Origin of the sequence: uncultured Clostridium sp. (genome assembly GCF_947072515.1) — a bacterium.
Lineage (GTDB): Bacteria > Bacillota > Clostridia > Clostridiales > Clostridiaceae > Clostridium.
This window is the reverse complement of record NZ_CAMTIG010000029.1, coordinates 1-21,634: the sequence shown is the minus strand read 5'-3', so window position 1 is coordinate 21,634 and position 21,634 is coordinate 1. Positions and strand designations below refer to the sequence as shown.

Sequence of the window (21,634 nt, the reverse complement as noted above, 5' to 3'; positions counted from 1 at the left end):
AATAGCTTCACTAAAAAGTGAAGCTATTTTTTTTATAGACCTAAAACATCATTCATATCGTATAGGCCAGGATTCCATACAGTCCCCATGTATTCACAAGCTTTTAAAGCACCAATTGCAAATACGTCTCTAGAGATAGCATTATGAGAAAGTGTAATTACTTCACCAAGTCCAGCAAAGATTACATCATGATCTCCAACAATTCCACCGCCACGAACAGCATGAATTCCAATTTCAGTTTTTTCTCTTTTCTTTTGTCCATCTCTTCCATGTACATAATGAGTTTCTTCAGGAAGAGAGTCTTTAATAGTATCAGCAAGTAAGATTGCAGTTCCACTTGGAGCATCTACTTTTTGATTATGATGTTTTTCAACAATTTCAATATCGTAGTTTCCGTAAAGAATTGGAGAAACTTTCTTTAATAATGAATTTATTAAATTTATTCCAAGAGACATGTTAGCTGATTTAAATAAAGGTAAAGTTTTACTCTTTTCATCTATAAAAGCTAAATCTTCTGGAGTAAAGCCAGTTGAACAAATAACAAGTGGCTTTTTAGTTTTTTCAGTAAGTGATATTAAATTTCTTAAAGCATCAGCTCTTGAAAAATCTAATAAAACGTCATATTCAATATTAACATCTTCTGGAGTTTTAAAAACTGGGTAATCAAAACTACTTTCATGTCTATCAATTCCACCAACTATATTTAAGTTTGGGAAATCAGTTTCAGCAATTTTACTAATAGTAGTTCCCATTTTACCAGAACAACCGTTTAATAGAACTTTTATCATAATAATCTCCTTAAATTAAATTCATATTTTTTAATTCTTTTTTCATTTGTGCTTCTAAATCTTTATCCATTTCATATAAAGGAAGTCTTAATGGACCTACTTCTAATCCCATTAGGTTAAGAGCAGTCTTAACAGGGATAGGGTTAGTTTCTAAGAATAAAGAGTTAGCTAAATTTAGTGTATCTATTTGAAGTTTTAAGCTTTCGTTAACATTACCTTCTAGGTATGCTTTAGTCATGCGATGAACTTCATTTGGAATTACATTTGCTAAAACAGAAATAACTCCTTTTCCACCAAGAGACATTATAGAAACGATTTGGTCATCATTACCTGAATAAATATCTAAATCATCTCCACAAAGAGCTTTTATTTTAGCTACTTGACTAAGGTCTCCACTAGCTTCTTTTACAGCTACAACATTTTTTAATGATGAAAGCTCTTTTAAAACTTCAGGAGACATATTCATTCCTGTTCTTGAAGGAACGTTATATAAAATAATAGGGATATTTACTTCGCTATCAATAGCTTCAAAATGTTTAATAAGCCCTTTTTTATTTGTTTTATTGTAGTAAGGTGTAATTACAAGAAGACCATCAACACCAATACTTTCAGCCCATTTACTCATTGAGATAGAAGAAGCTGTACAGTTAGAACCAGTTCCAGCTATAACAGGAATTCTTTTATTAACTACATCTACAGTAAACTTTATAGTTTCTTTTCTTTCATCTAAAGTCATAGTACTTGCTTCACCAGTAGTTCCACAAATTACTATAGAATCAGTACCTTCTTTTATTTGCCACTCTAAAAGTTCTCTTAACTTTTCAAAATTAACGCCATTTTCTGTAAAAGGTGTAACTATAGCAACACCTGAACCTTCAAAAATTGTCATTTGAAATCCTCCAATTTTACTTATTTATAATTAATTCAGCAATTTGCACTGCATTTAAAGCAGCACCTTTTCTTATATTATCAGCTACTACCCAAAGATTTAAACCGTTGTCTATGCTGAAATCTCTTCTGATTCTTCCAACATAAACATCATCAGTACCACTCATTTCAAGTGGAGTTGGGTATTTAAGTTCATCTACGTTATCATAAACGGTAATACCTTTAGCATTTTCTAAAAGTTCTACTACCTGTGGAAGCTCGAAAGCTTTATTTACTTCTACATTAATGCTTTCACTGTGAGAATTTAATACAGGAACTCTTACAGTAGTAGCAGTAATTCTTAAATCAGGCTCATGAAGAATTTTTCTAGTTTCTAATATCATCTTCATTTCTTCTTTAGTATAGCCATTTTCTAAAAATACATCTATGTGAGGAAGACAGTTTCCTGCAATAGGGTAAGGGAATTTCTTTGGAGCAATTCCTTTAACACCATCTTCTAAATCTTTAATTCCTTGCATTCCAGCACCAGATACAGCTTGATAAGTTGAATAAACAACTCTCTTTATACCAAAAGCATCATTTAGAACTTTTAAAACAGGCATAGCTTGTATAGTAGAACAATTTGGATTAGCAATTATTCCGTTATGCCATGAAATATCCTCTGGGTTAACTTCTGGAACAACTAAAGGAACTTTAGGATCCATTCTCCAAGCACTGCTATTATCAATAACAACAGCCCCAGTTTTAGTGAAAATAGGAGCGAACTCTAGGCTTGTATCTCCACCAGCTGAAAATAGTGCAAAATCTAGTGTTAAATCTTTTATATTTTCCTCATTTGTTTCTATTATAGTATATTCTTCATTTTTAAACTTCATCTTTTTACCAGCTGATCTTTTTGAAGCAAAAAGATAAAGGTTTTTTATTGGGAAATTTCTTTCTGCTAATATTTCAAGGAATTTTCTTCCTACATTACCAGTAGCCCCAACTATTGCAACATTATACAATGTAATCCCTCCTAAAATTTAAGTAACTTTTAATTAAAAAGTTGTATACAATAACTATAAAATTTTATAGGGAAAATAGCAAGGCTTATGGTAAAAATAGTGAAAAAATATGGGCTTAGAATAAATTCTAGCTATAGGGGGAATAATATTTATAAAATATGTATACGAGGGAGAGGTAAATGAGTAAAACACCACTAAAAAAAATTATAAAATCAAAACTAAAATCTAATAGAGAGCTCACAGATGCAGAAAAACTTAGAGAAAAAATAAAATATGAAATAGCAGAAGAGTTAGGGTTGAAAGATAAGGTTGAAGAACTAGGGTGGGGTGCTTTAACAGCGGAAGAAACAGGAAGGATAGGAGGACTTATGACTAAAAGAAAGAAAAAGTTAAAAATACCAACAAACAATGAAATATTAGGAAGAAATAGAGAAGAAGGCTTCTAAGGGTTTGACTTAATCTAAGAATAATTATAATATTATTCTTAGATTTGGATAAATTGATCGGGGGTATATAAGAAAATGGCATATCGTGAATTTGCAAAAATATATGATGAACTTATAAATGAAGATATAGATTATAATAAAATAGGAAAAAAAGTATTAAATATAGTAGATAAGTATAATGTAGAAAAAAAATCATACTTAGATTTAGCTTGTGGAACAGGTAATGTATCTGTGGAGATAGCTAAAAACTTTAAAGAAGGATTTGCAGTTGACCTTTCAGAAGAAATGTTAAGAGAAGCCTTTGATAAGTTTAAAAAAGAAAAGATAAAAAGCAGGATTGTAAGACAAGATATGACTGAACTTAGTTTAAATCATAAATTTTCTCTTATAACATGTGTACTTGATTCTACTAATTACATAACTGAGAAAAAAGGAATAGAAAATTATTTTAAAAATGTATATAATCATTTAGAAGAGAATGGAATTTTTATATTTGATATAAATTCATACTATAAGCTTTCAGAAGTTTTAGGAAATAATATATATACATATAGTTCAGAAGATGTTTTTTATAGTTGGGAAAATACTTTTGAAGATAATATAACAAATATGTTTCTAACTTTCTTTATAAAAGAAGGTGAACTTTATGAAAGATTTGAAGAAGAACATTTTGAAAGAGCTTATAAGGAAGAAGAAATAGAAGAACTATTAGAAAAAGCTAACTTAAAAGTTCTAGAAAAGTGGGATGGATACTCAGAAGATGAAATTCATGAAGAGTCAGAAAGAATACTTTACGTAGTAAAAAAAATGGAGGTTTAGTATTATGAACGATAAAATTATTAGAGGAACAGCAAAAAATGGAATGGTTAGATTTATTGGCGGAATGACAACGAATCTTGTAAATGAAGGAGTTAAGATACACGGATGTACTCCAGTTGCATCAGCAGCTTTTGGAAGAATGCTTACAGCAGGAAGCCTTATGGGAGCACTTTTAAAGGGAGAAAAAGAAGCAATAACATTAAAAATCGATGGGAAAGGGGTAGCTCATGGAGTTACTGTAACTGCTCATTCAGATGCAAGTGTTAAAGGATTCATAGGAAATCCAATTATTGATTTACCTTTAAAGCCAAATGGAAAATTAGATGTTAGTGGAGCAGTAGGAAAAGATGGAATGCTTCTAGTTATAAAAGATATGGGCATGAAAGAACCATATGTAGGACAAGTGCCAATATATACAGGTGAAATAGCAGAAGATTTAGCATATTACTTTACAGTTTCAGAACAAACACCATCAGCAGTTTCATTAGGTGTTTTAGTTGATACAGATTTATCAGTAAAATGTTCAGGTGGATTTATAATTCAAATGATGCCAGATGCAGATGAATTACTAGCAGATGTTATAACTTATAGATTAGAAGAAATTCCACCAATAACTACATTACTAAATGAAGGAAAAGACATAAAAGAAATATTAGAAATGGTATTTGAAGATATGGATGTAAACTTCCTAGAAGAAATCGAGCCATCATATAAATGTGATTGTTCAGAAGAAAGAGTTGAAAAAGCACTTATAAGTATTGGGAAAGATACACTTAAAGAAATTTATGATGACGGGAAATCAGAAGAAATCAAATGTCATTTTTGTGGAAAAAGCTACAACTTTAGTAATGAAAAAATCGGTGAATTACTAGAAAAAGCAAAATAGTAAAAATAAAAAAGCGATTGACAAAGAAAATTGTCGGTCGCTTTTTTTCCTTTACTAGTATTTTTTTTATATCTATGGTTACACTATGAACATATTTGTATAAATAAGTAGCCATTTAGAATTTTTTACTTTGGGATTAGAAGAAACATTTCCTAAGAAGGAGAGTATTATATAGCAAGATTAAATTACAAAAATACTACCCCTATCTGTTAAATAATCATCTTTTAAATATATGTAGGAAACTTTATGCTTAGTTAAAAATTCTTTTACTAGATTTCCATACTTATATTTATCTAGTGAGCCAAAAAACACCATGGTATTCTCGTTTATAAGGCCACCAACTCCACCAATAAAGCCATAATCAAGTCCTTCTAAAACTATGTCCTTTGGAGGAAGAAGTAGAGCATGGAAGTTATGAGATACTAAAAGATTAAATGCTTTTTTATCAGAAGTTATAAAAGCATTATTAGATACTTTTAAAATTGAACAGTTGGTATAGCCTTGTTTAATGTTTAATTTAGTTAAATGAGGAAAAGCATTCAATAGATTTTCATCAGTATAGGATAAATTATGCATTAAAAAATTATCTGTTATTAAAGCATTTAAAAAAATATCATTTGGATATATAGAAGATAGAGAATTTTTAGATAAAGTATATGAAATTCCTAGAGTTTTAATATGCTCTAAAAAGGAAATATCCATATCTTTATGGAAAATTACGTTTTTTCTATCTTTATCTAATATAGCCATTTGTATATCAACATGCCCATCAATAGCTAGATATAATAATTTAGATTGTGGAATCTTTATAGGAGTTAACCCTAAGTTTATTAGATTAGATAATTCGGTATGGGATATTCGATAGTCAACAAAGCAAAACATTTAAATCCTCCTTAAACGATATTATAAGGATAAATTACTACTTTATAAAATAAAAATCAAGTTATAGAAAAAGTGAATAATTGTGGAATATAAACCAATTTAATATTTGTATATAGATAAATAGAGAAATACATACTATTACTAGAAGGGAGTGAATTCTATGCTTGTACTGAAATTAGCTTATATGGGAGATTTAGATTTTATAAAAGAGTTACAAGATTTAAAAACTCTACTTAAAAAGAAAGAAATAGTAATAGGATTAGTTGAGCAGATTGAAGGCGAAACTCATATTATAAAAGTTTTGTGCGAAGAAGAGAGTGAAGAGATACAGAAAAAAGTAAAGTTATATATAAGTGATCTCTTATACAGAATGGTTATAAAAGACTACAAAAGAAGAGAAATGTTTCAGTTAATAAAAGATACGTATTTTTTTCTGAAACAAGATGAAATTTTAGAGATAGAAGTTTTAGTTATGGAAACCCTTTATAGAGAGAATAAAATAGGAGATGATATAGGACTTTATTGTGAGGAAAAAATAAATGAAATAATCCTTAAAATAAATGAATGCTTAAATGAAAATAATGAATTGAATATAAATGGGTTCATTACATTTAGAATGAGAAGCTTAAGAGAAGATATAGAGGATGTAATAGATAAAGTAATCCAAAAGTATATGGTTGATAAAGAGTACAATGAGTTTATAAAGTTATTAAAGTATTTTGTTGAAATTCAAGATAGTAAAATAGAAAAAATAAATATTATTATAGATAAAGAAGGAAGCTATAGAATAGAAGATGAAGGTGGAAAAGATATCTTTGAGCAATTTACAAAAGAAATAGGAGATAGTAAAATAGGAATAGATGCTAATATTGAAGATGTAATAATAAGCGGTCTTATTACAAATGCTCCTAAAGAAGTTTTAATTATGGGCAGGAAGAATTGTATAAATAAAGAGTTTATAAAGACTGTAGAATGTGTTTTTAATGAAAAAGTTATTTACTGCGAATAAATTTAAAAAAAAGTGTTGACAGAGATAGAAAAATAATATAGAATAACATTTGTAAAGAAGAAACAGCCGTTTCTCACCAGCAACTCTGTAGAGATGTTCGCTAGGTCAAGTATCTTTTATTTAGATAGTTCAGGACGGCATATATGTCGTCCTTTTATTATATGTATATTTTTAATGTTAGTTAAATACGGAGGTGGAAGCCATTAGTAAAAATTACATTGCAAACGAAGAGATTAGAGGAAAAGAAGCTAGAGTACTTTCAAGTACTGGAGAACAGCTTGGAATAATGTTAATTAAGGATGCTTTAGAAAAAGCATATGAGGAAGAGTTAGATTTAGTGTTAATATCACCAAACGCTAACCCACCAGTTTGTAGAATTATGGACTTAGGGAAATTTATCTACGAACAATCAAAAAAAGAAAAAGAAGCAAAGAAGAAGCAAAAAATCATTAACATAAAAGAAGTAAGATGTAGTCTTACAATTGAAGAAAATGATATTGCAATAAAAGCTAAAAATGCAAGAAAGTTCCTATTAGATGGGGATAAAGTTAAAATCACTGTTAGATTCAGAGGAAGAGAAATGGAACTAACTCATATTGGAGACAGAATTCTAAAGAACTTCCTAGGTAAGCTTGAAGATGTTTGTATCGTTGAAAAGCCTGCTAAAAAAGAAGGAAGAAATATGACATTGGTTTTAGGCCCTAAAAAGGCATAACACTTGAGAGGAGGATTTTATCATGCCAAAAATGAAGACACATAGAGGTGCAGCTAAAAGATTTAGAAAGACAGGTACAGGAAAGCTTAAAAGAGCAAAAGCTTTCAAAAGCCACATACTAACTAAGAAAAGCCAAAAAACTAAGAGAAAACTTAGAAAAGGTGGATACGTAGATAGTACACAAGAAAAAGTAATGAAGAAATTATTACCATACCTATAAGATTAGGACGCAGGAGGTTTTTGAAGAATGGCAAGAGTAAAAAGAGCAATTAACGCTCGTAAAAATCATAAAAAAGTTTTAAAGCTTGCAAAAGGATACTACGGTGGAAAGAGTAAGTTATTTAAAACTGCAAATGAATCAGTTATAAGAGCATTAAGAAATGCATACGTTGGAAGAAGATTAAAGAAAAGAGACTACAGAAGACTTTGGATTGTTAGAATTAACGCAGCTTCAAGAATGAGTGGTCTTTCATACTCAAGATTCATGAACGGAATCAAATTAGCTGGTGTTGACATAAACAGAAAAATGTTATCAGAAATCGCTATAAACGATGCTGCAGCATTTGCTGAATTAGTAGAATTAGCTAAAAAACACTTAGCTTAATAACATAAAGAATGCGACTTAGGTCGCATTTTCTTTATATTTTTTTAAATTAAATATTTGTAAACAATTTATTAAGAAGGCTAAACCTTGAGGTGGATTAATGAAGAAAAAAGTTTTGAAGAAAATTAATTTAAGTGGAGTTCAGATACTTTCTTTAGGTTTTGCAATAGTAATACTTATAGGAGCTATACTTTTAAGTTTACCTATATCATCAAGAAGTGGAGAAGGGACAAACTTTTTAGATGCACTATTTACATCTACATCCGCTGTTTGTGTAACAGGATTAGTTACATTAGATACAGGAACTTATTTTAATACCTTTGGGCAAATAGTGATAATGTTATTAATAGAAATTGGTGGTCTTGGATTTATGTCCTTTGCTACATTTATAGCAGTTTTATTAGGTAAAAAGATAACATTAAAAAATAGATTATTAGTTCAAGAAGCTATGAATACATTTAGTATTCAAGGGCTAGTTAAAATGGTAAAGTATGTATTAGGATTTACATTTGCAGTACAATTTTTTGGAGCACTTTTACTTTCAACTCAATTTATTCCAAAGTTTGGAGTATTGAAAGGTATTTACTATAGTATTTTCCATTCAATTTCAGCATTTTGTAATGCAGGATTTGACCTTATGGGGAACTTTAGCAGTGTAACTGGATATGCAGATAATGCGGTTATGATATTAATATTAAGTGCTTTAATTATAATAGGGGGATTAGGCTTTACAGTTTGGCTGGAGGTCTATAATTATAGAGGAGCTAGAAGATTTTCAGTTCACTCTAAAATAGTAATAGTTACTACTATTATATTAATAGTAGGAGGAACTATTTTAATGTTTCTTTTTGAAATGCATAATTCTGAAACGATAGGAAATATGGGGATGGGTGGAAAGTGGTTAAATTCATTTTTTGCATCAGTATCGCCGAGAACAGCAGGATTTAACAGTGTTTCAACTGATGGAATGACCGGTTCAGGTAAGTTTTTAACAATTATTTTAATGTTTATAGGGGGTTCTCCAGGTTCTACAGCAGGAGGACTTAAAACAGCAACCTTTGGGATTGTAGTTTTAACAGTTATTTCAGTTATTAGAGGAAGAGAAGATACTCAAGCTTTTGGAAGAAGATTTTCAAAAGATTTAGTATATAAAGCTTTTGCTTTATTAATGATAGGAGCAACATTAGTAGTTGTAGTAACTATGCTTCTTGCAATAACACAACCTAAAGAAACATTTATAGATCTTTTATATGAAGCCACATCAGCATTTGGTACTGTTGGATTAACAACTGGGGTAACTCAAAGATTAAATGCTATAGGAAAGATTATAATAATGATAACGATGTACTTAGGAAGAGTAGGTCCTATGACGGTAGCATTAGCATTTGTTAGAAATAAAGTAAAACAAAATCATAAATATCCAGAAGGTAAGATATTAATTGGTTAAGGGATGGTGTTAATATGGCAAGAAAGCAATTTGTTGTAATAGGATTAGGTAGATTTGGTTCATCAGTTGCAGAAACTTTATGTAAAGTTGGTCATGAAGTAATGGTTATTGATAAGGATGAAGATTTAATTCAAGATATATCAGATAGGGTTACTCATGCAGTTCAATTAGATGCAACAGATGAAAATGCATTAAGAAGTTTAGGTCTTAGAAATTTTGATGTTGCTGTAGTTACTATTGGGTCTAATATTCAAGCATCGGTTATGGCAACGCTATTAGTTAAAGAACTAGGCGTTAAGTATATAATTGCTAAAGGAAATAGTGACTTACATGCAAAGGTTTTATATAAAATAGGAGCTGATAGAGTTATACTTCCTGAAAAAGATATGGGAGTAAGAGTAGCTCATAATTTAGTATCTGAAAGTATATTAGACTTTATTGAATTATCTCCAGACTATAGTATTATGGAAATTCAAGCTTTAAAAGAGTGGAGAAATAAAACTGTTCGAGAGTTAAAACTTAGAAGTACTTATGGAATAAATGTAATGGCAATAAAAAATGGAAGTGATGTTAATTTATCACCTTCTCCAGATGATGTTATACATGAAAAGGATATACTAGTAGCTATAGGATCTGCTGAAGATTTAAATAAATTAGAAGGCATGATAATAAAGTTAAATTAGACTGAGGTGGGACTTTGATTTATATAGAAAGCAAAGAAAATAGCTTTTTCAAAGAAACTAAAAAGCTTAAAGAAAGAAAAAATAGAACAAAATTAAGTAAGTATTTTATAGAAGGTTTTAGATTAGTAGAAGAAGCTTTAAAAGCTAATGCAAATTTAGAAGCTATATTATATGTAAAAGATGTAGAAGAAAAAGTAAAAGAAATTTTAGAAAAATATAATTATAAAGGTAAAGTTTTTGAAATATCAAAGCCTTTATTTTTAGAAGTTTGTGATACAGAAACACCACAAGGAATTGGAGGAGTAGTAAAAATAGAAGAAAATGACTCTGATTTAAGTGGTGGATTTTATCTTCTTTGTGATAAAGTTCAAGACCCAGGAAACTTAGGAACAATTATAAGAACAGCACATGCTGTAGGAGTATCAGGTATTATATTAACTAAAGGAACTGTTGATATATACAATGAGAAAGTAATACGTTCTACAATGGGGTCGATATTTTATGTAAATATTTATTTAGATGATAAAGATTTTACATTAATAAAAGAATTGAAGAAAAAAGATTATAAAATAATAACTACATCTTTAGAAGAAAGCCATGATTTCTTTAAAGCTGATTTAAGTGGAAATATAGTTCTTACTGTAGGAAATGAAGGTAATGGAGTGTCAGAGGAAATTTTTAGTTTATCAACAGAAAAAGTGAAAATTCCAATGCCAGGAGGAGCAGAATCTTTAAATGTAGGAATTGCAACTTCTATTATACTTTATGAAAAGTTAAGACAAAACTTAAGTAAATAAAACATTTCCTTGAAATTATAAGAAAAGGAATGTATAATTTATTTAGTAAATTTAATAAAGAAAAGCAATGATAGAGAGAGTAGGTATTGTTTAGCTTTTAGGGAGAAAAAACCTTAGACTGGAAGTTTTTTTAAGTAAAGCAATAGTGAAGTTCACTCCGGAGCTCTAGCTGTGAAATAAGTAGTAGCTAGCGGGAAACCGTTAATTTGTATCGAGTTGGGTTTAGTTTTTTTAAAATTAAACCAATTAGGGTGGTAACGCGGATATTCCGTCCCTTTTATTAGGGGCGGTTTTTTTATTGCAAAAATTTATGCGTATTAAAGAAAGGAGATTTAAAATGCAAGAACAACTTAAAGAAATTAAAGAATTAGCATTAAGTCAAATAGCATCTTCAGTTTCTTCAACAGAACTTGAAGAAATAAGAGTAAAATATCTTGGTAAAAAGGGAGAACTTACTACTATCCTTAGAGGAATGAAAGATGTTTCTAAAGAAGAAAGACCTTTAGTAGGTAAAATAGTAAATGAAGTAAAGGCTGAAATTGAAGAAGGTCTTGAAAAGAAAATAAGAGAAGTTAAAAATAAGGAGAAAAACGAAAAATTAGCTAACGAAGTTATAGATATATCACTTCCAGGAAAAAAAGCTAAATTAGGAAAAAGACATCCTTTAGATTTAACTTTAGCAAATATGAAAAATATATTTGTATCAATGGGATTCACTATTGAAGAAGGACCAGAAATAGAGCTTGATAAATATAACTTTGAAGCATTAAATATACCAAAGGATCATCCAGCTAGAAGTGAACAAGATACTTTCTACATAAATGACAATTTAGTATTAAGAACTCAAACTTCACCAGTTCAAGTTAGAACTATGGAAAAACAAAGCTTACCTATAAAAATGATATCACCAGGTAAAGTTTATAGATCAGATGATGTAGATGCTACACATTCACCAATATTCTACCAAATGGAAGGGCTTGTAATAGATAAAGGAGTTACTTTTGCAGATTTAAAAGGAACACTAGAACTATTCGCTAAAAAAATGTTTGGTGATAATGTAAAAACTAAATTTAGACCACATCATTTCCCATTTACTGAACCATCAGCTGAAATGGATGCAACTTGCTTCGTTTGTGGTGGAGAAGGATGTAAAGTATGTAAAGGAAGTGGATGGATTGAAATATTAGGTTGTGGAATGGTTCACCCTGATGTTTTAAGAAACTGTGGAATAGATCCAGAAGTATATTCAGGATTTGCATTTGGATTTGGTGTAGATAGAATGGTTATGCTTAAATACGGAATAGATGATATAAGATTATTATACGAAAATGATATGAGATTCTTAGATCAATTTTAATTATTAAAGTATTGGAGGGAAAAAAATGAAAGTACCATATAGTTGGTTAAAAGATTATGCAGATATAAATGTAGAGGCAAAAGAACTTGGAGACTTATTAACTTTAACTGGTTCAGCACTAGAAGGAGTAATAGTTCAAGGAGATAAAATAAATAGAGTTATTGTTTGTCAATTTAAAGAAATTGAAAAACATCCAGAAGCAGAAAGATTAAATGTATGTCAAGTTGATATTGGAGAAGAGGAATTACTTCAAATAGTAACAGCAGCAACTAACATGAAAGTTTCAGATAAAGTGCCAGTGGCTCTTCATAAATCAACTTTAGCTGATGGAACAGAAATTAAAAAGGGAAAACTTCGTGGAATAGTTTCAAATGGAATGTTCTGTTCAGAAGCTGAACTTGGATTAAAAGGTGAAGATGAAGTTGATGGATTAATGATACTTCCAGAAGATGCACCAATTGGAAAAGAAATAAAAGAATATTTAGGTCTTAAAAAAGAAACTTTAGACTTTGATATAACATCAAATAGACCAGATTGTTTAAGTATGATTGGTATGGCAAGAGAAACAGCTGCAACATTAAGAACTAGCTACAAAATGCCAAACTTAGAATATAAAGTTACAAACAGTGATGATATAAATAATGAATTAAAAGTTACTGTTAATGATAAACTTTGTAGAAGATATATGACTAGAATGGTTAAGAACGTAAAAATAGCACCATCACCAAAATGGATGCAAGATAGATTATTAGAAGCAGGAGTAAGACCTATAAATAACATAGTTGATATAACAAACTTTGTTATGCTTGAAACTGGTGAACCAATGCATGCTTTTGATAAGAGATGGATAAAATCAGGTGAAATAGTTATAGAAAAAGGAATAGCTGGTGAAAAGTTTACTACATTAGATGAAACTGAAAGAGAATTAAATTCAGAAACTCTATGTATTAAAGATGGAAAAGAAATAATTGCTTTAGCTGGTATTATGGGCGGATTAAACTCAGAAGTTAAAGATGATACTAAAGAAATTATTCTTGAATGTGCAAACTTTGGAGGAACTAACATAAGAGTTAACTCTAAAAAGTTAGGTGTAAGAACAGAAAGTTCATCAAGATTTGAAAAAGATATAGATCCAAACTTAGCTCAAATTGCATTAGATAGAGCATGTGCTTTAATTTGCGAATTAGAAGCTGGAGAAGTATGTGAAGGAACTATAGACATCTATAATGAAGTTAAAGAAGAAAAAACTATTACAGTTGATTCAAAATGGATAAATAAATTCTTAGGAACAAACATTTCAAAAGAAGAAATGAAAGAATGTTTAGACCTTTTAGACCAAAATACAGTTATCGATGGAGATAACTTAATAGTAACTATTCCAACTTTCAGAGTAGACTTAAATATAAAAGAAGATATAGCTGAAGAAGTAGTAAGAATTTTTGGTTATAACAATGTAGAAGGAACTATATTTAAAGTACAAACTGAAAGAGAACCAAAATATAGAAATGAAATATTAAACGAAGAAACTATAGAAATTATGACTGGAAGTGGATTAAATCAAAGTATTAGTTACTCATTTATATCACCTAAAGCTTTTGATAAAATATGTCTTGCTGAAGATGATGAGAAGAGAACAGTTGTAAAAATAAAGAATCCATTAGGTGAAGATTATAGTGTAATGAGAACTACAACTATTGCATCTATGATGGAATCTTTAGCTAGAAACTATACTAGAAATAATGAAGAAGCATTCCTTTTTGAAATAGGAAAAATATATATTAAAGGTGAAACTGAAGAAGATTTACCTATAGAAAAAAATGTATTAACTATTGGAATGTATGGTAATGTAGATTACTTAAACTTAAAAGGTGTAGTAGAAAACTTAATAGATGGGCTTTCTGTAAAAGGAGTTAAATTCTTAAGAGAAAGTGAAAATAATAGTTTCCACCCTGGAAAAACTGCAAAACTTATAGTTGGAAGAAAAATAGAAGCTGGAGTATTTGGTGAAGTTCATCCTGACGTAACTGAAAACTTTGGAATTGATAAAGAATGTTATATAGCAGAAATCCTTTTAGATGCAGTATATGATAATTCAGTTTTAGATAAGAAATATAAAGCACTTCCAAAATTCCCAGCAGTTACAAGAGATATTGCATTATTAGTAGAAGATGAAATACTTGTTCAAGATATTGAAGATGTAATAGTTAAAGCTGGTGGAAATTTAGTTGAAAGAGTTCAATTATTCGATATTTATAGAGGAGAACAAATACCAGAAGGTAAGAAGAGTATTGCTTATGCAATTTGGTATAGAGATCCTAAGAAAACATTACAAGATAAAGATGTAAATAAAGTTCATGAAAAAATATTAAGAACTCTTGAGCATAAATTAGGGGCTACTTTAAGATAAGATATAAACCATCCAAAGTATATTTGGATGGTTTATTATTTTTTCTCATTAATTTTGCTTTACATAATTGTTAAATAGGCAAATATACAATATAATTAATAGAGAAGAATAGAATTTGAGGAGTATCAGGAATGAAAAGAATAACTGTTAATATAAATGGCGTAGAATATAATTTAAAAGGACAAGAAGATGAAAAATATTTAAGAAATATTGCAGCATATGTTGATGAAAAGATAAAAGAAGTAATTGGCAAAAACTCAGTATTAAGTACATCACAAGCATCTGTATTAGCATGTGTAAATATGGCAGATGAGCTTCATAAATTAGATGGTAAATTAGTGGAGTTTTCAAAGGAAAATAAGGGATTAAGTAATGAAAAAACTACTCTATTTAAATCAATAGATGATTTAAAAGAGGATATAGATAAATTAAAAGAAGAAAATGATAATTTGAAATTAACAAAAGAAAACCAATTAGCAGGGTTTAAAAAAGATAGAGAAGATTTATTAAATAAAACAACTGCATTAGAATCTAAAGTAGGAATCTTAGAAAAAGAAAAGGAAACTTTAAAAGGAATCATAAAAAATAAAGATGCAGAAATAGAAGCCTTAAAAAATAATAAAAAGATTTTAGAAGGTGAAAAAGAAAGTTTTAAAAAGGAATTATCAGAAACAAAGATAAGAGAAAAGAATTATAAAACAGAAAATGAAGATAGAAAAAATAAAATAGTAAAATTAAATGGAGAGTTAGATATTAAAAATAAATCTCTAAAAGAAAAAGATGAAGAGATAAAGAAAAAAGATTTAGCTATTAATGAAGGTAAAATCAGAGAAGAAAGATTAAAGAAAGAAGCCTTAGGATTTAAAAATAAAAAAGAATTAGAATTCAATAATATGAAATCTTTAAAAGAGAGAGAATATAAAGAATTACAAAATAAAAAAGAACTAGAGCTTAATAATATGAAGGCTTTAAAAGAGAAAGAATATAAAGAGCTACAAAATAAAAAAGAATTAGAATTTAATAACATGAAATCTTTAAAAGAAAAAGAATATAGAGAGCTACAAAATGAAAAGATTAGTGAAATAACTAAGCTTAAAGAGTTAAAAGATGGGGAAATAAAAGAGTTAAGAAATTTAAAAGATAATGAATTAAGAACAATAAAAATTTCTAGTGAAAATGAAATGAAAAATATTATTTCAGAGAATGAAAAGTCTTTAGAAAGTTTTAAAAATGAAAATAATAAAAAAGTTGAGTTATTAGCTAGAGAATATAATGAGAAAATAACTATAAAAGAAAAAGAAATTCAAACAAAAGATTCAAAAGAAAAAGAATTAAAAGAGAAAATAACTAATATGGAAAATTCATTTAAGAAAGAAATAGGGGAGTTAAATAATAAAAACACAAACTTAGTAAAAAATGTTGATGAAAGAGATTATAAGTTAAATGTTTTAAATAAAGAACTTGAAGAAAATAAAAAGGAAATTCAAAGATTAGAAAGTGAAATAGAGATTTTAAATACTTCAAAGGCTTCTTTAAAAGATGAATTAGACATACTTGTTGAAAATAGAGATGAATTAAAAGAAGAAGTGAAAATTTCTAATGAATATATTAATGAATGTGAAGAACAAATTGAGAGATTAAAAACAGAACTTAAGAGTTTAAATTATGAAATACAAGAAACAAATAAAAAATATGAAAAAGCAGTAAGCAAAATAAATGAAGAAAAGAAATTAAATTTAAGCTTAACAGATAAAATAAACTCTTTAGAAGTTAGTATAGAGAATGAGCAAGATGAAAAAGAAGAAAAAATAAAATCTTTAGAAAAAGAAGTAGTAGATGCAAAAGAAGAAATAAATAAAAATTTAGAAATGATAGATGAACTAGAAAAGTCTATTGATAAAGTAAAGAAAGATAGAAGCAATCTTTTTGATGCAGGAAAAGCAACAAGATTAAAACTTCAAAACTATAAGTACAAAACTATTGACTTAGAAAATAAATTGCAAGAAAAGAATATAGAACTTGCTGTTGAAAAAAGTAAAAATCAACCAGCTGTATTAAAGAAACGTTAATAGTACTGGGCTTTAAAAGGAGCCCAGTATTTTGTTTTTTTCTAATATTATGATACAATTTAAAGCATTAATAGACTACAAACAGGAGAAGAAGAAATGAATAGAATAGAAATTTTAGCACCGGCTGGAAGCATGGAAAGCCTTTATGCTGCAATAAATAATGGAGCAGATGCAATATACTTAGGTGGAGATAAATTCTCTGCAAGAGCTTATGCATCTAACTTTGATAATGAAAAAATGAAATTAGCTGTAGATTATGCACATAGTTATGGAGTATCTGTATATGTGACTATGAATACACTTTTAAAAGAAGATGAACTTAATAAAGCTATTAAATATGTAGGATATCTATATGAAATAGGAGTAGATGCATTAATAATTCAAGATTTAGGTCTTTATGAACTTATTCGTGAAAGATATAGTGATTTTGAAATACATGCATCAACACAAATGAGCATACATAATGGAGAAGGAGCTTTATACTTTAAAGATAAAGGATTCCACAGAATAGTATTATCAAGAGAACTTTCTTTAGATGAAATCAAACATATATCAACAGACTTAAAAATAGAAACAGAAATGTTTGTTCATGGAGCATTATGTGTTTCATATTCAGGACAATGTTTAATGAGTTCTATGATAGGTGGAAGAAGTGGAAATAGAGGAAGATGTGCGCAACCTTGTAGAATGGAATATATATTAAAAGGAGATAAGAGCCCTGAAGAGAAGAAGGGATATCTTTTATCACCAAAGGATATGTGTACACTAGAAGATGTTAAAGGAATAATCAATAGTGGAACATATTCTTTAAAAATAGAAGGAAGAATGAAAAGACCAGAATATGTAGCAGGAGTAGTTAGAAACTATAGAAAAGCTGTAGATAAAGAATTAAAAAAAGGAAGCTTTAATGTTCAAGAAGGAAAAAGAGAATTATTACAATTATTTAATAGAGGTGGATTCTCAAAAGCTTACTTAAATAAAAATGTTGGTAGTGATATGATGAGCTACTCATTCCCAAGAAATACAGGTATGCAGATTGGTAGAATAGATAAGGGACTAGAAATAGTTTTAGAAGAGGATATCAATATAGGCGATGGAATGAGAATAAATGATGGTGGTTTTACTTTAAGTAAAATAACTATTAATGGTGAAGAAGTAAAAACTGCTAAGAGAGGGGAAAAAGTTAAGTTATTCCCAGTTCAATATAAAAAAGGTGATTTAGTTTATAGAATGTCTAATAAAGTTTTAACTGATGATTTATCAGAAACTGTTAAGCCATACTATAAAAAACTTCCTTTAGAAGTAGAGGTTTATTTTAAAGCATCAGAAACTGTAAAATTAAAAACAACTTTTAATGGAACAGAATATGAAGTTCAAGGACCTATTGTAGAAGTAGCATCAAAAAGTCCATTAGATAAAGAAAGAATAGAAAAAGCTTTATTTAAATCAGGAGAGCATCCTTATAAAATAGAAAAGATAATTTTTGTAGATTTCAATGATGGATTTATGAGAATTGGAGAATTAAACGAACTTAGACGTGAATTATTCGGAAAAATAATGAAATCTGAATGTTCTAAATATAGAAGAAGAAGAGACAATAAAGAAGAAATTAGAGAAAAAACATTAAAAGATAGAACAGATTTAGATCTTTTAGTTAGAATAGCTAAGATAGAGCAATTAGATGCAGTTAAAGATAGAGTAGAAAATATAGCTGTAGATGTATTTAATAGAAATAGAGATAGCTTAAGATTAAGCCATATTAAAGAATTAAGTAAGACTAATAATGTGTATTTAGCTCTTCCTAGTATAGTAAAAGCAGAGTTTAACTTAGTTGTAGAGAAGATAGAAGAATATAAACCTTATATTAAAGGGATTCTTACAGCTAACTTAGGAATAATAAAATTATATAAAGAAGAACTAGAGATTATAGGGGATTATAAATTAAATATTTATAACTCAAAGGCATTTAAATTCTATACAGAGGATATGGATGTTATAACTATAAGTGAAGAATTAAACAGAAAAGAAATAAAAGAAACTCTAAAAGGTAAGAAGGGAAAAGCTGCTTATGTTATATATGGTAAACCAGAAGTAATGATAAGTGAGTACTGCCCTATAGGAAGTACCTTTGGAGGAAAAAATTCAGTAAAAGAATGCACAAGACCTTGTGAAAAAGAAAATTACAGACTAATAGATAGAATGAATGAAGAGTTTAATATAAAGACAGATATATTCTGTAGAAGTCATATATTAAATAATTTACCTATAAACTTAATTCATGAAAAAGAAGATATAGAATCTTTAGGAGTAGATGTCTTTAGATTAGATTTTACAGATGAAAGCTTTGAAGAAACAATGAAAGTATTAGATGGGTTAGAAGGTAAAATTGAATTTGCAAAAGACAGCTATACTAAAGGTCATTATAGAAGAGGTGTAGAATAAAGAATGAATAGTAAAGCTAAGAGAGCATTAGAATTTGATAAAATTTTAGAAATTTTAAGAGGATACGTTAAAACAAATGGTGGTAAAAGGTTTATTGAAAAACTAAAACCTTATAATACAAAATATGAAGTTTTAGATGTATTAACGGAAACTAATGAAGCACTAGATATTTTAACTTTAAAAGGTGGTGCACCTTTTGAAGGATTAAGAGACTGCTATGAAGCTATAATAAGAGGAAGTAAAGGTGGAGTTTTAAGCATAGAAGAACTTTTACACATTGGTGGAATGCTTAGATGTTCAAGTAACTTTAAAGAATATGTAGATTTTAAAGATGAAGGAGTATCTCATAAAAAGATAGAAGATTTAACTTATATTTTAAAGCCTATAAAATCTTTAGAACTAGAAATAGAAAAAGTTATAATAAGTGAAGATGAAATAAGTGATTCTGCAAGTACTGCTCTTTTTAAGATAAGAAAAGAATTAAAGGGAAGAAATTACTCTGTAAGAGACAAAATAAACAGTTATGTAAAAAGCATGTCAGATTATCTACAAGAACAGCTTTATACAATGAGAGGGGACAGATATGTTCTTCCTGTTCGTGCAGAGTTTAAAAATAAAGTTAATGGAATAATTCATGATCAAAGTTCTACAGGTGCAACAGTATTTATTGAACCTATGGAAATTGTAAACTTAAATAATGAAATAAAAGAATTAACTTTAAAAGAAAAAGCAGAGATAAATAGAATATTAAAAGAATTATCTGAGAAGGTTTCTGATAATAAGGAAGTTTTAAAAGCTAATAATAAAATTTTAGGAATGTTAGATTTTATTTTTGCTAAAGGAGCATATGCAAGAGATATAAATGCTGTTATGCCAACTATAAATGAAGAGAGAGAATTTAACCTTTTAGATGCAAGACATCCATTAATAGATAAAGACATAGTTGTAGAGTCAGATATTTATTTAAGCAAAGGAATAAATGCATTTATGATTACAGGACCTAATACAGGAGGTAAGACTGTAACATTAAAAACTATAGGATTACTTCACTTAATGGCTTTAAGTGGAATACTTATACCAGTTTCAGAAGGTTCATCAATTGGATTATTTAATGAGATTTTTGCAGATATTGGAGATGAGCAAAGTATTGAGCAAAGCTTATCAACATTCTCATCTCATATGACTAATATAGTAAAAATATTAGATAAAGCAGCTATTGGAGATTTAGTTCTTTTTGATGAAATTGGTTCAGGAACAGACCCTGTAGAAGGTTCAGCTTTAGCTATAGGAATTGTAGAAGAATTAAAGAAAAGAGGAGTTAAAATAGCTTTAACTACTCACTATAGTGAATTAAAAGCTTATGCATTAGAAACAGAAGATGTAATTAATGCTTCTGTTGAATTTGATGTGAGAACTCTAAAACCAACTTATAAATTAATAGTTGGAATACCAGGAAAGTCTAATGCCTTTGAAATATCAAGAAGATTAGGATTAGGTGAAAATATAATAGAAAATGCAAAAACTTTTGTTTCAGAGGATAGAAGAAAGTTTGAAGAACTTATAAGTGAACTGCAAGATAAGAGCATAAAAGCAAATAAAGATGCAAAAGAAGCTGCTTATATGAAGAACGAAGCTAAGGCATTAAAAGTTAAGTATGAGGAAAAACTTAAAAGAATAGAAGTTGTTAGAGACAATACTTATGAAGATGCAAAAATTAAAGCAAAAGAAGTTATAAGAGAAGCAAAAGAAGAGGCAGATGAAATATTAAAAGCTATGAGAGAGCTTGAAAAGCTTGGAATCTCAGGTGGCGGAAGAAATAAATTAGAAGAAGAAAGAAGAAAATTAAAAGAAAGCCTAGAAAAGAAAGAAGAAAAGATAAAGAAAGAAGAAGCTAAAGGAGAAGAAATAAAAAAATTCTCTTTAGGAATGGAAGTTTATCTACCTTCATTAAATCAAAATGTAATTTTACTATCTCTTCCTGATAATAGAGGTGAAGTACAAGTAGAAGCTGGAATTATGAAAATTTCAGTTAAAGCAAGAGATTTAAGAGAAACAGCAGAGAAAAAAGCAGAAAAGAAAAAAAGAAAAAGAGAAGTTAAGCTTAATCTAAGCTCAGTAGAATCAAGACTTGATTTAAGAGGATTAGATGCAGAAGAGGCATGCTTTAGAACAGATAAATACTTAGACGATGCATATAGAGCAAATCTAGGCGAAGTAACTATAGTTCATGGAAAAGGAACTGGGGTTTTAAGAAAAGCCATAAATGATATGCTAAAAAGACATCCACACGTTAAAGAATACAGATTAGGTGTATATGGTGAAGGTGGAGATGGAGTTACAATAGCAATTCTAAAATAAAAAAATAAAGACAGAATCACTAAATTCAAAGTG

Annotated in this window: 19 protein-coding genes and 2 other annotated features; of the genes, 15 read left to right on the top strand and 4 right to left on the bottom strand. The window is 28.7% G+C overall.

Translation table 11 applies throughout. The features are described 5' to 3' along the window. Nucleotides 1-32: 32 nt before the first annotated feature. The 3 genes from dapB to Q0W06_RS11630 are packed head-to-tail and all read right to left on the bottom strand — an operon-like array spanning nt 33 to nt 2,680. Nucleotides 33-788, bottom strand: a complete 756-nt coding sequence (dapB, locus tag Q0W06_RS11640) for a 4-hydroxy-tetrahydrodipicolinate reductase (protein ID WP_297635543.1) — start codon at nt 786-788, stop codon at nt 33-35. A gap of 10 nt (nt 789-798) precedes the next feature. Further along, complete coding sequence (gene dapA, locus Q0W06_RS11635; RefSeq protein WP_297635540.1) at nt 799-1,677, bottom strand: 4-hydroxy-tetrahydrodipicolinate synthase; 879 nt, start codon at nt 1,675-1,677, stop codon at nt 799-801. 16 nt (nt 1,678-1,693) lie between these two features. Next, nucleotides 1,694-2,680, bottom strand: a complete 987-nt coding sequence (locus Q0W06_RS11630; protein ID WP_297635537.1) for an aspartate-semialdehyde dehydrogenase — start codon at nt 2,678-2,680, stop codon at nt 1,694-1,696. A 179-nt stretch (nt 2,681-2,859) separates the two neighbouring features. Between Q0W06_RS11630 and Q0W06_RS11625 the strand changes: the two genes are divergently transcribed. From Q0W06_RS11625 to hslO, 3 genes are all read left to right on the top strand, one after another. Further along, the gene (locus tag Q0W06_RS11625; RefSeq protein ID WP_297635534.1) at nt 2,860-3,126 is read left to right on the top strand and encodes a small, acid-soluble spore protein, alpha/beta type; all 267 of its coding nucleotides are present in this window, start codon (nt 2,860-2,862) and stop codon (nt 3,124-3,126) included. 75 nt (nt 3,127-3,201) lie between these two features. Continuing rightward, complete coding sequence (locus Q0W06_RS11620) at nt 3,202-3,945, top strand: class I SAM-dependent methyltransferase (protein ID WP_297635531.1); 744 nt, start codon at nt 3,202-3,204, stop codon at nt 3,943-3,945. A 4-nt stretch (nt 3,946-3,949) separates the two neighbouring features. Beyond that, nucleotides 3,950-4,831: an Hsp33 family molecular chaperone HslO gene (gene hslO, locus Q0W06_RS11615; protein ID WP_297635528.1), complete on the top strand. Its 882-nt coding sequence runs from the start codon at nt 3,950-3,952 to the stop codon at nt 4,829-4,831. A gap of 180 nt (nt 4,832-5,011) precedes the next feature. Here hslO and Q0W06_RS11610 read toward each other — a convergent pair whose 3' ends face one another. Continuing rightward, nucleotides 5,012-5,713 carry a DUF6873 family GME fold protein gene (locus tag Q0W06_RS11610; RefSeq protein ID WP_297635526.1) on the bottom strand — a complete coding sequence of 234 codons (702 nt, stop codon included), beginning with the start codon at nt 5,711-5,713 and terminating at the stop codon, nt 5,012-5,014. Nucleotides 5,714-5,873: 160 nt separating this feature from the next. Here Q0W06_RS11610 and ytxC point away from each other — a divergent pair, with 160 nt between their 5' ends. The 12 genes from ytxC to Q0W06_RS11550 all read left to right on the top strand — a co-directional run bounded on the left by ytxC (nt 5,874) and on the right by Q0W06_RS11550 (nt 21,601). Continuing rightward, entirely contained in the window at nt 5,874-6,722 is an 849-nt protein-coding gene (ytxC, locus tag Q0W06_RS11605) for a putative sporulation protein YtxC (RefSeq protein ID WP_297635523.1), read from the top strand. 48 nt (nt 6,723-6,770) lie between these two features. Next, nucleotides 6,771-6,886: a sequence feature (ribosomal protein L20 leader region), on the top strand. A gap of 29 nt (nt 6,887-6,915) precedes the next feature. Then, entirely contained in the window at nt 6,916-7,437 is a 522-nt protein-coding gene (infC, locus tag Q0W06_RS11600) for a translation initiation factor IF-3 (RefSeq protein WP_297635520.1), read from the top strand. Nucleotides 7,438-7,459: 22 nt separating this feature from the next. Next, the gene (gene rpmI, locus Q0W06_RS11595; protein WP_297635517.1) at nt 7,460-7,657 is read left to right on the top strand and encodes a 50S ribosomal protein L35; all 198 of its coding nucleotides are present in this window, start codon (nt 7,460-7,462) and stop codon (nt 7,655-7,657) included. Nucleotides 7,658-7,684: 27 nt separating this feature from the next. Further along, nucleotides 7,685-8,041, top strand: a complete 357-nt coding sequence (gene rplT, locus Q0W06_RS11590) for a 50S ribosomal protein L20 (RefSeq protein WP_297635514.1) — start codon at nt 7,685-7,687, stop codon at nt 8,039-8,041. Nucleotides 8,042-8,141: 100 nt separating this feature from the next. Continuing rightward, a complete protein-coding gene (locus Q0W06_RS11585; protein ID WP_297635511.1) occupies nt 8,142-9,488 on the top strand; it encodes a TrkH family potassium uptake protein in 1,347 nt (448 codons plus the stop codon). 14 nt (nt 9,489-9,502) lie between these two features. Continuing rightward, nucleotides 9,503-10,171, top strand: a complete 669-nt coding sequence (locus Q0W06_RS11580) for a TrkA family potassium uptake protein (protein ID WP_297635508.1) — start codon at nt 9,503-9,505, stop codon at nt 10,169-10,171. Nucleotides 10,172-10,185: 14 nt separating this feature from the next. Further along, nucleotides 10,186-10,968, top strand: coding sequence for an RNA methyltransferase (locus Q0W06_RS11575; protein WP_297635505.1), 783 nt, complete (start codon nt 10,186-10,188; stop codon nt 10,966-10,968). Between the two features lie 58 nt (nt 10,969-11,026). Further along, nucleotides 11,027-11,247: a binding site (T-box leader), on the top strand. Nucleotides 11,248-11,305: 58 nt separating this feature from the next. After that, entirely contained in the window at nt 11,306-12,325 is a 1,020-nt protein-coding gene (pheS, locus tag Q0W06_RS11570) for a phenylalanine--tRNA ligase subunit alpha (RefSeq protein WP_297635502.1), read from the top strand. A gap of 25 nt (nt 12,326-12,350) precedes the next feature. Next, nucleotides 12,351-14,732 carry a phenylalanine--tRNA ligase subunit beta gene (gene pheT, locus Q0W06_RS11565; RefSeq protein WP_297635498.1) on the top strand — a complete coding sequence of 794 codons (2,382 nt, stop codon included), beginning with the start codon at nt 12,351-12,353 and terminating at the stop codon, nt 14,730-14,732. Nucleotides 14,733-14,863: 131 nt separating this feature from the next. Then, nucleotides 14,864-16,801, top strand: coding sequence for a cell division protein ZapA (gene zapA, locus Q0W06_RS11560; protein WP_297635495.1), 1,938 nt, complete (start codon nt 14,864-14,866; stop codon nt 16,799-16,801). Between the two features lie 96 nt (nt 16,802-16,897). Continuing rightward, nucleotides 16,898-19,243, top strand: a complete 2,346-nt coding sequence (locus Q0W06_RS11555) for a U32 family peptidase (protein WP_297635492.1) — start codon at nt 16,898-16,900, stop codon at nt 19,241-19,243. A 3-nt stretch (nt 19,244-19,246) separates the two neighbouring features. Further along, nucleotides 19,247-21,601, top strand: coding sequence for an endonuclease MutS2 (locus Q0W06_RS11550; RefSeq protein ID WP_297635489.1), 2,355 nt, complete (start codon nt 19,247-19,249; stop codon nt 21,599-21,601). Nucleotides 21,602-21,634 lie beyond the last annotated feature (33 nt).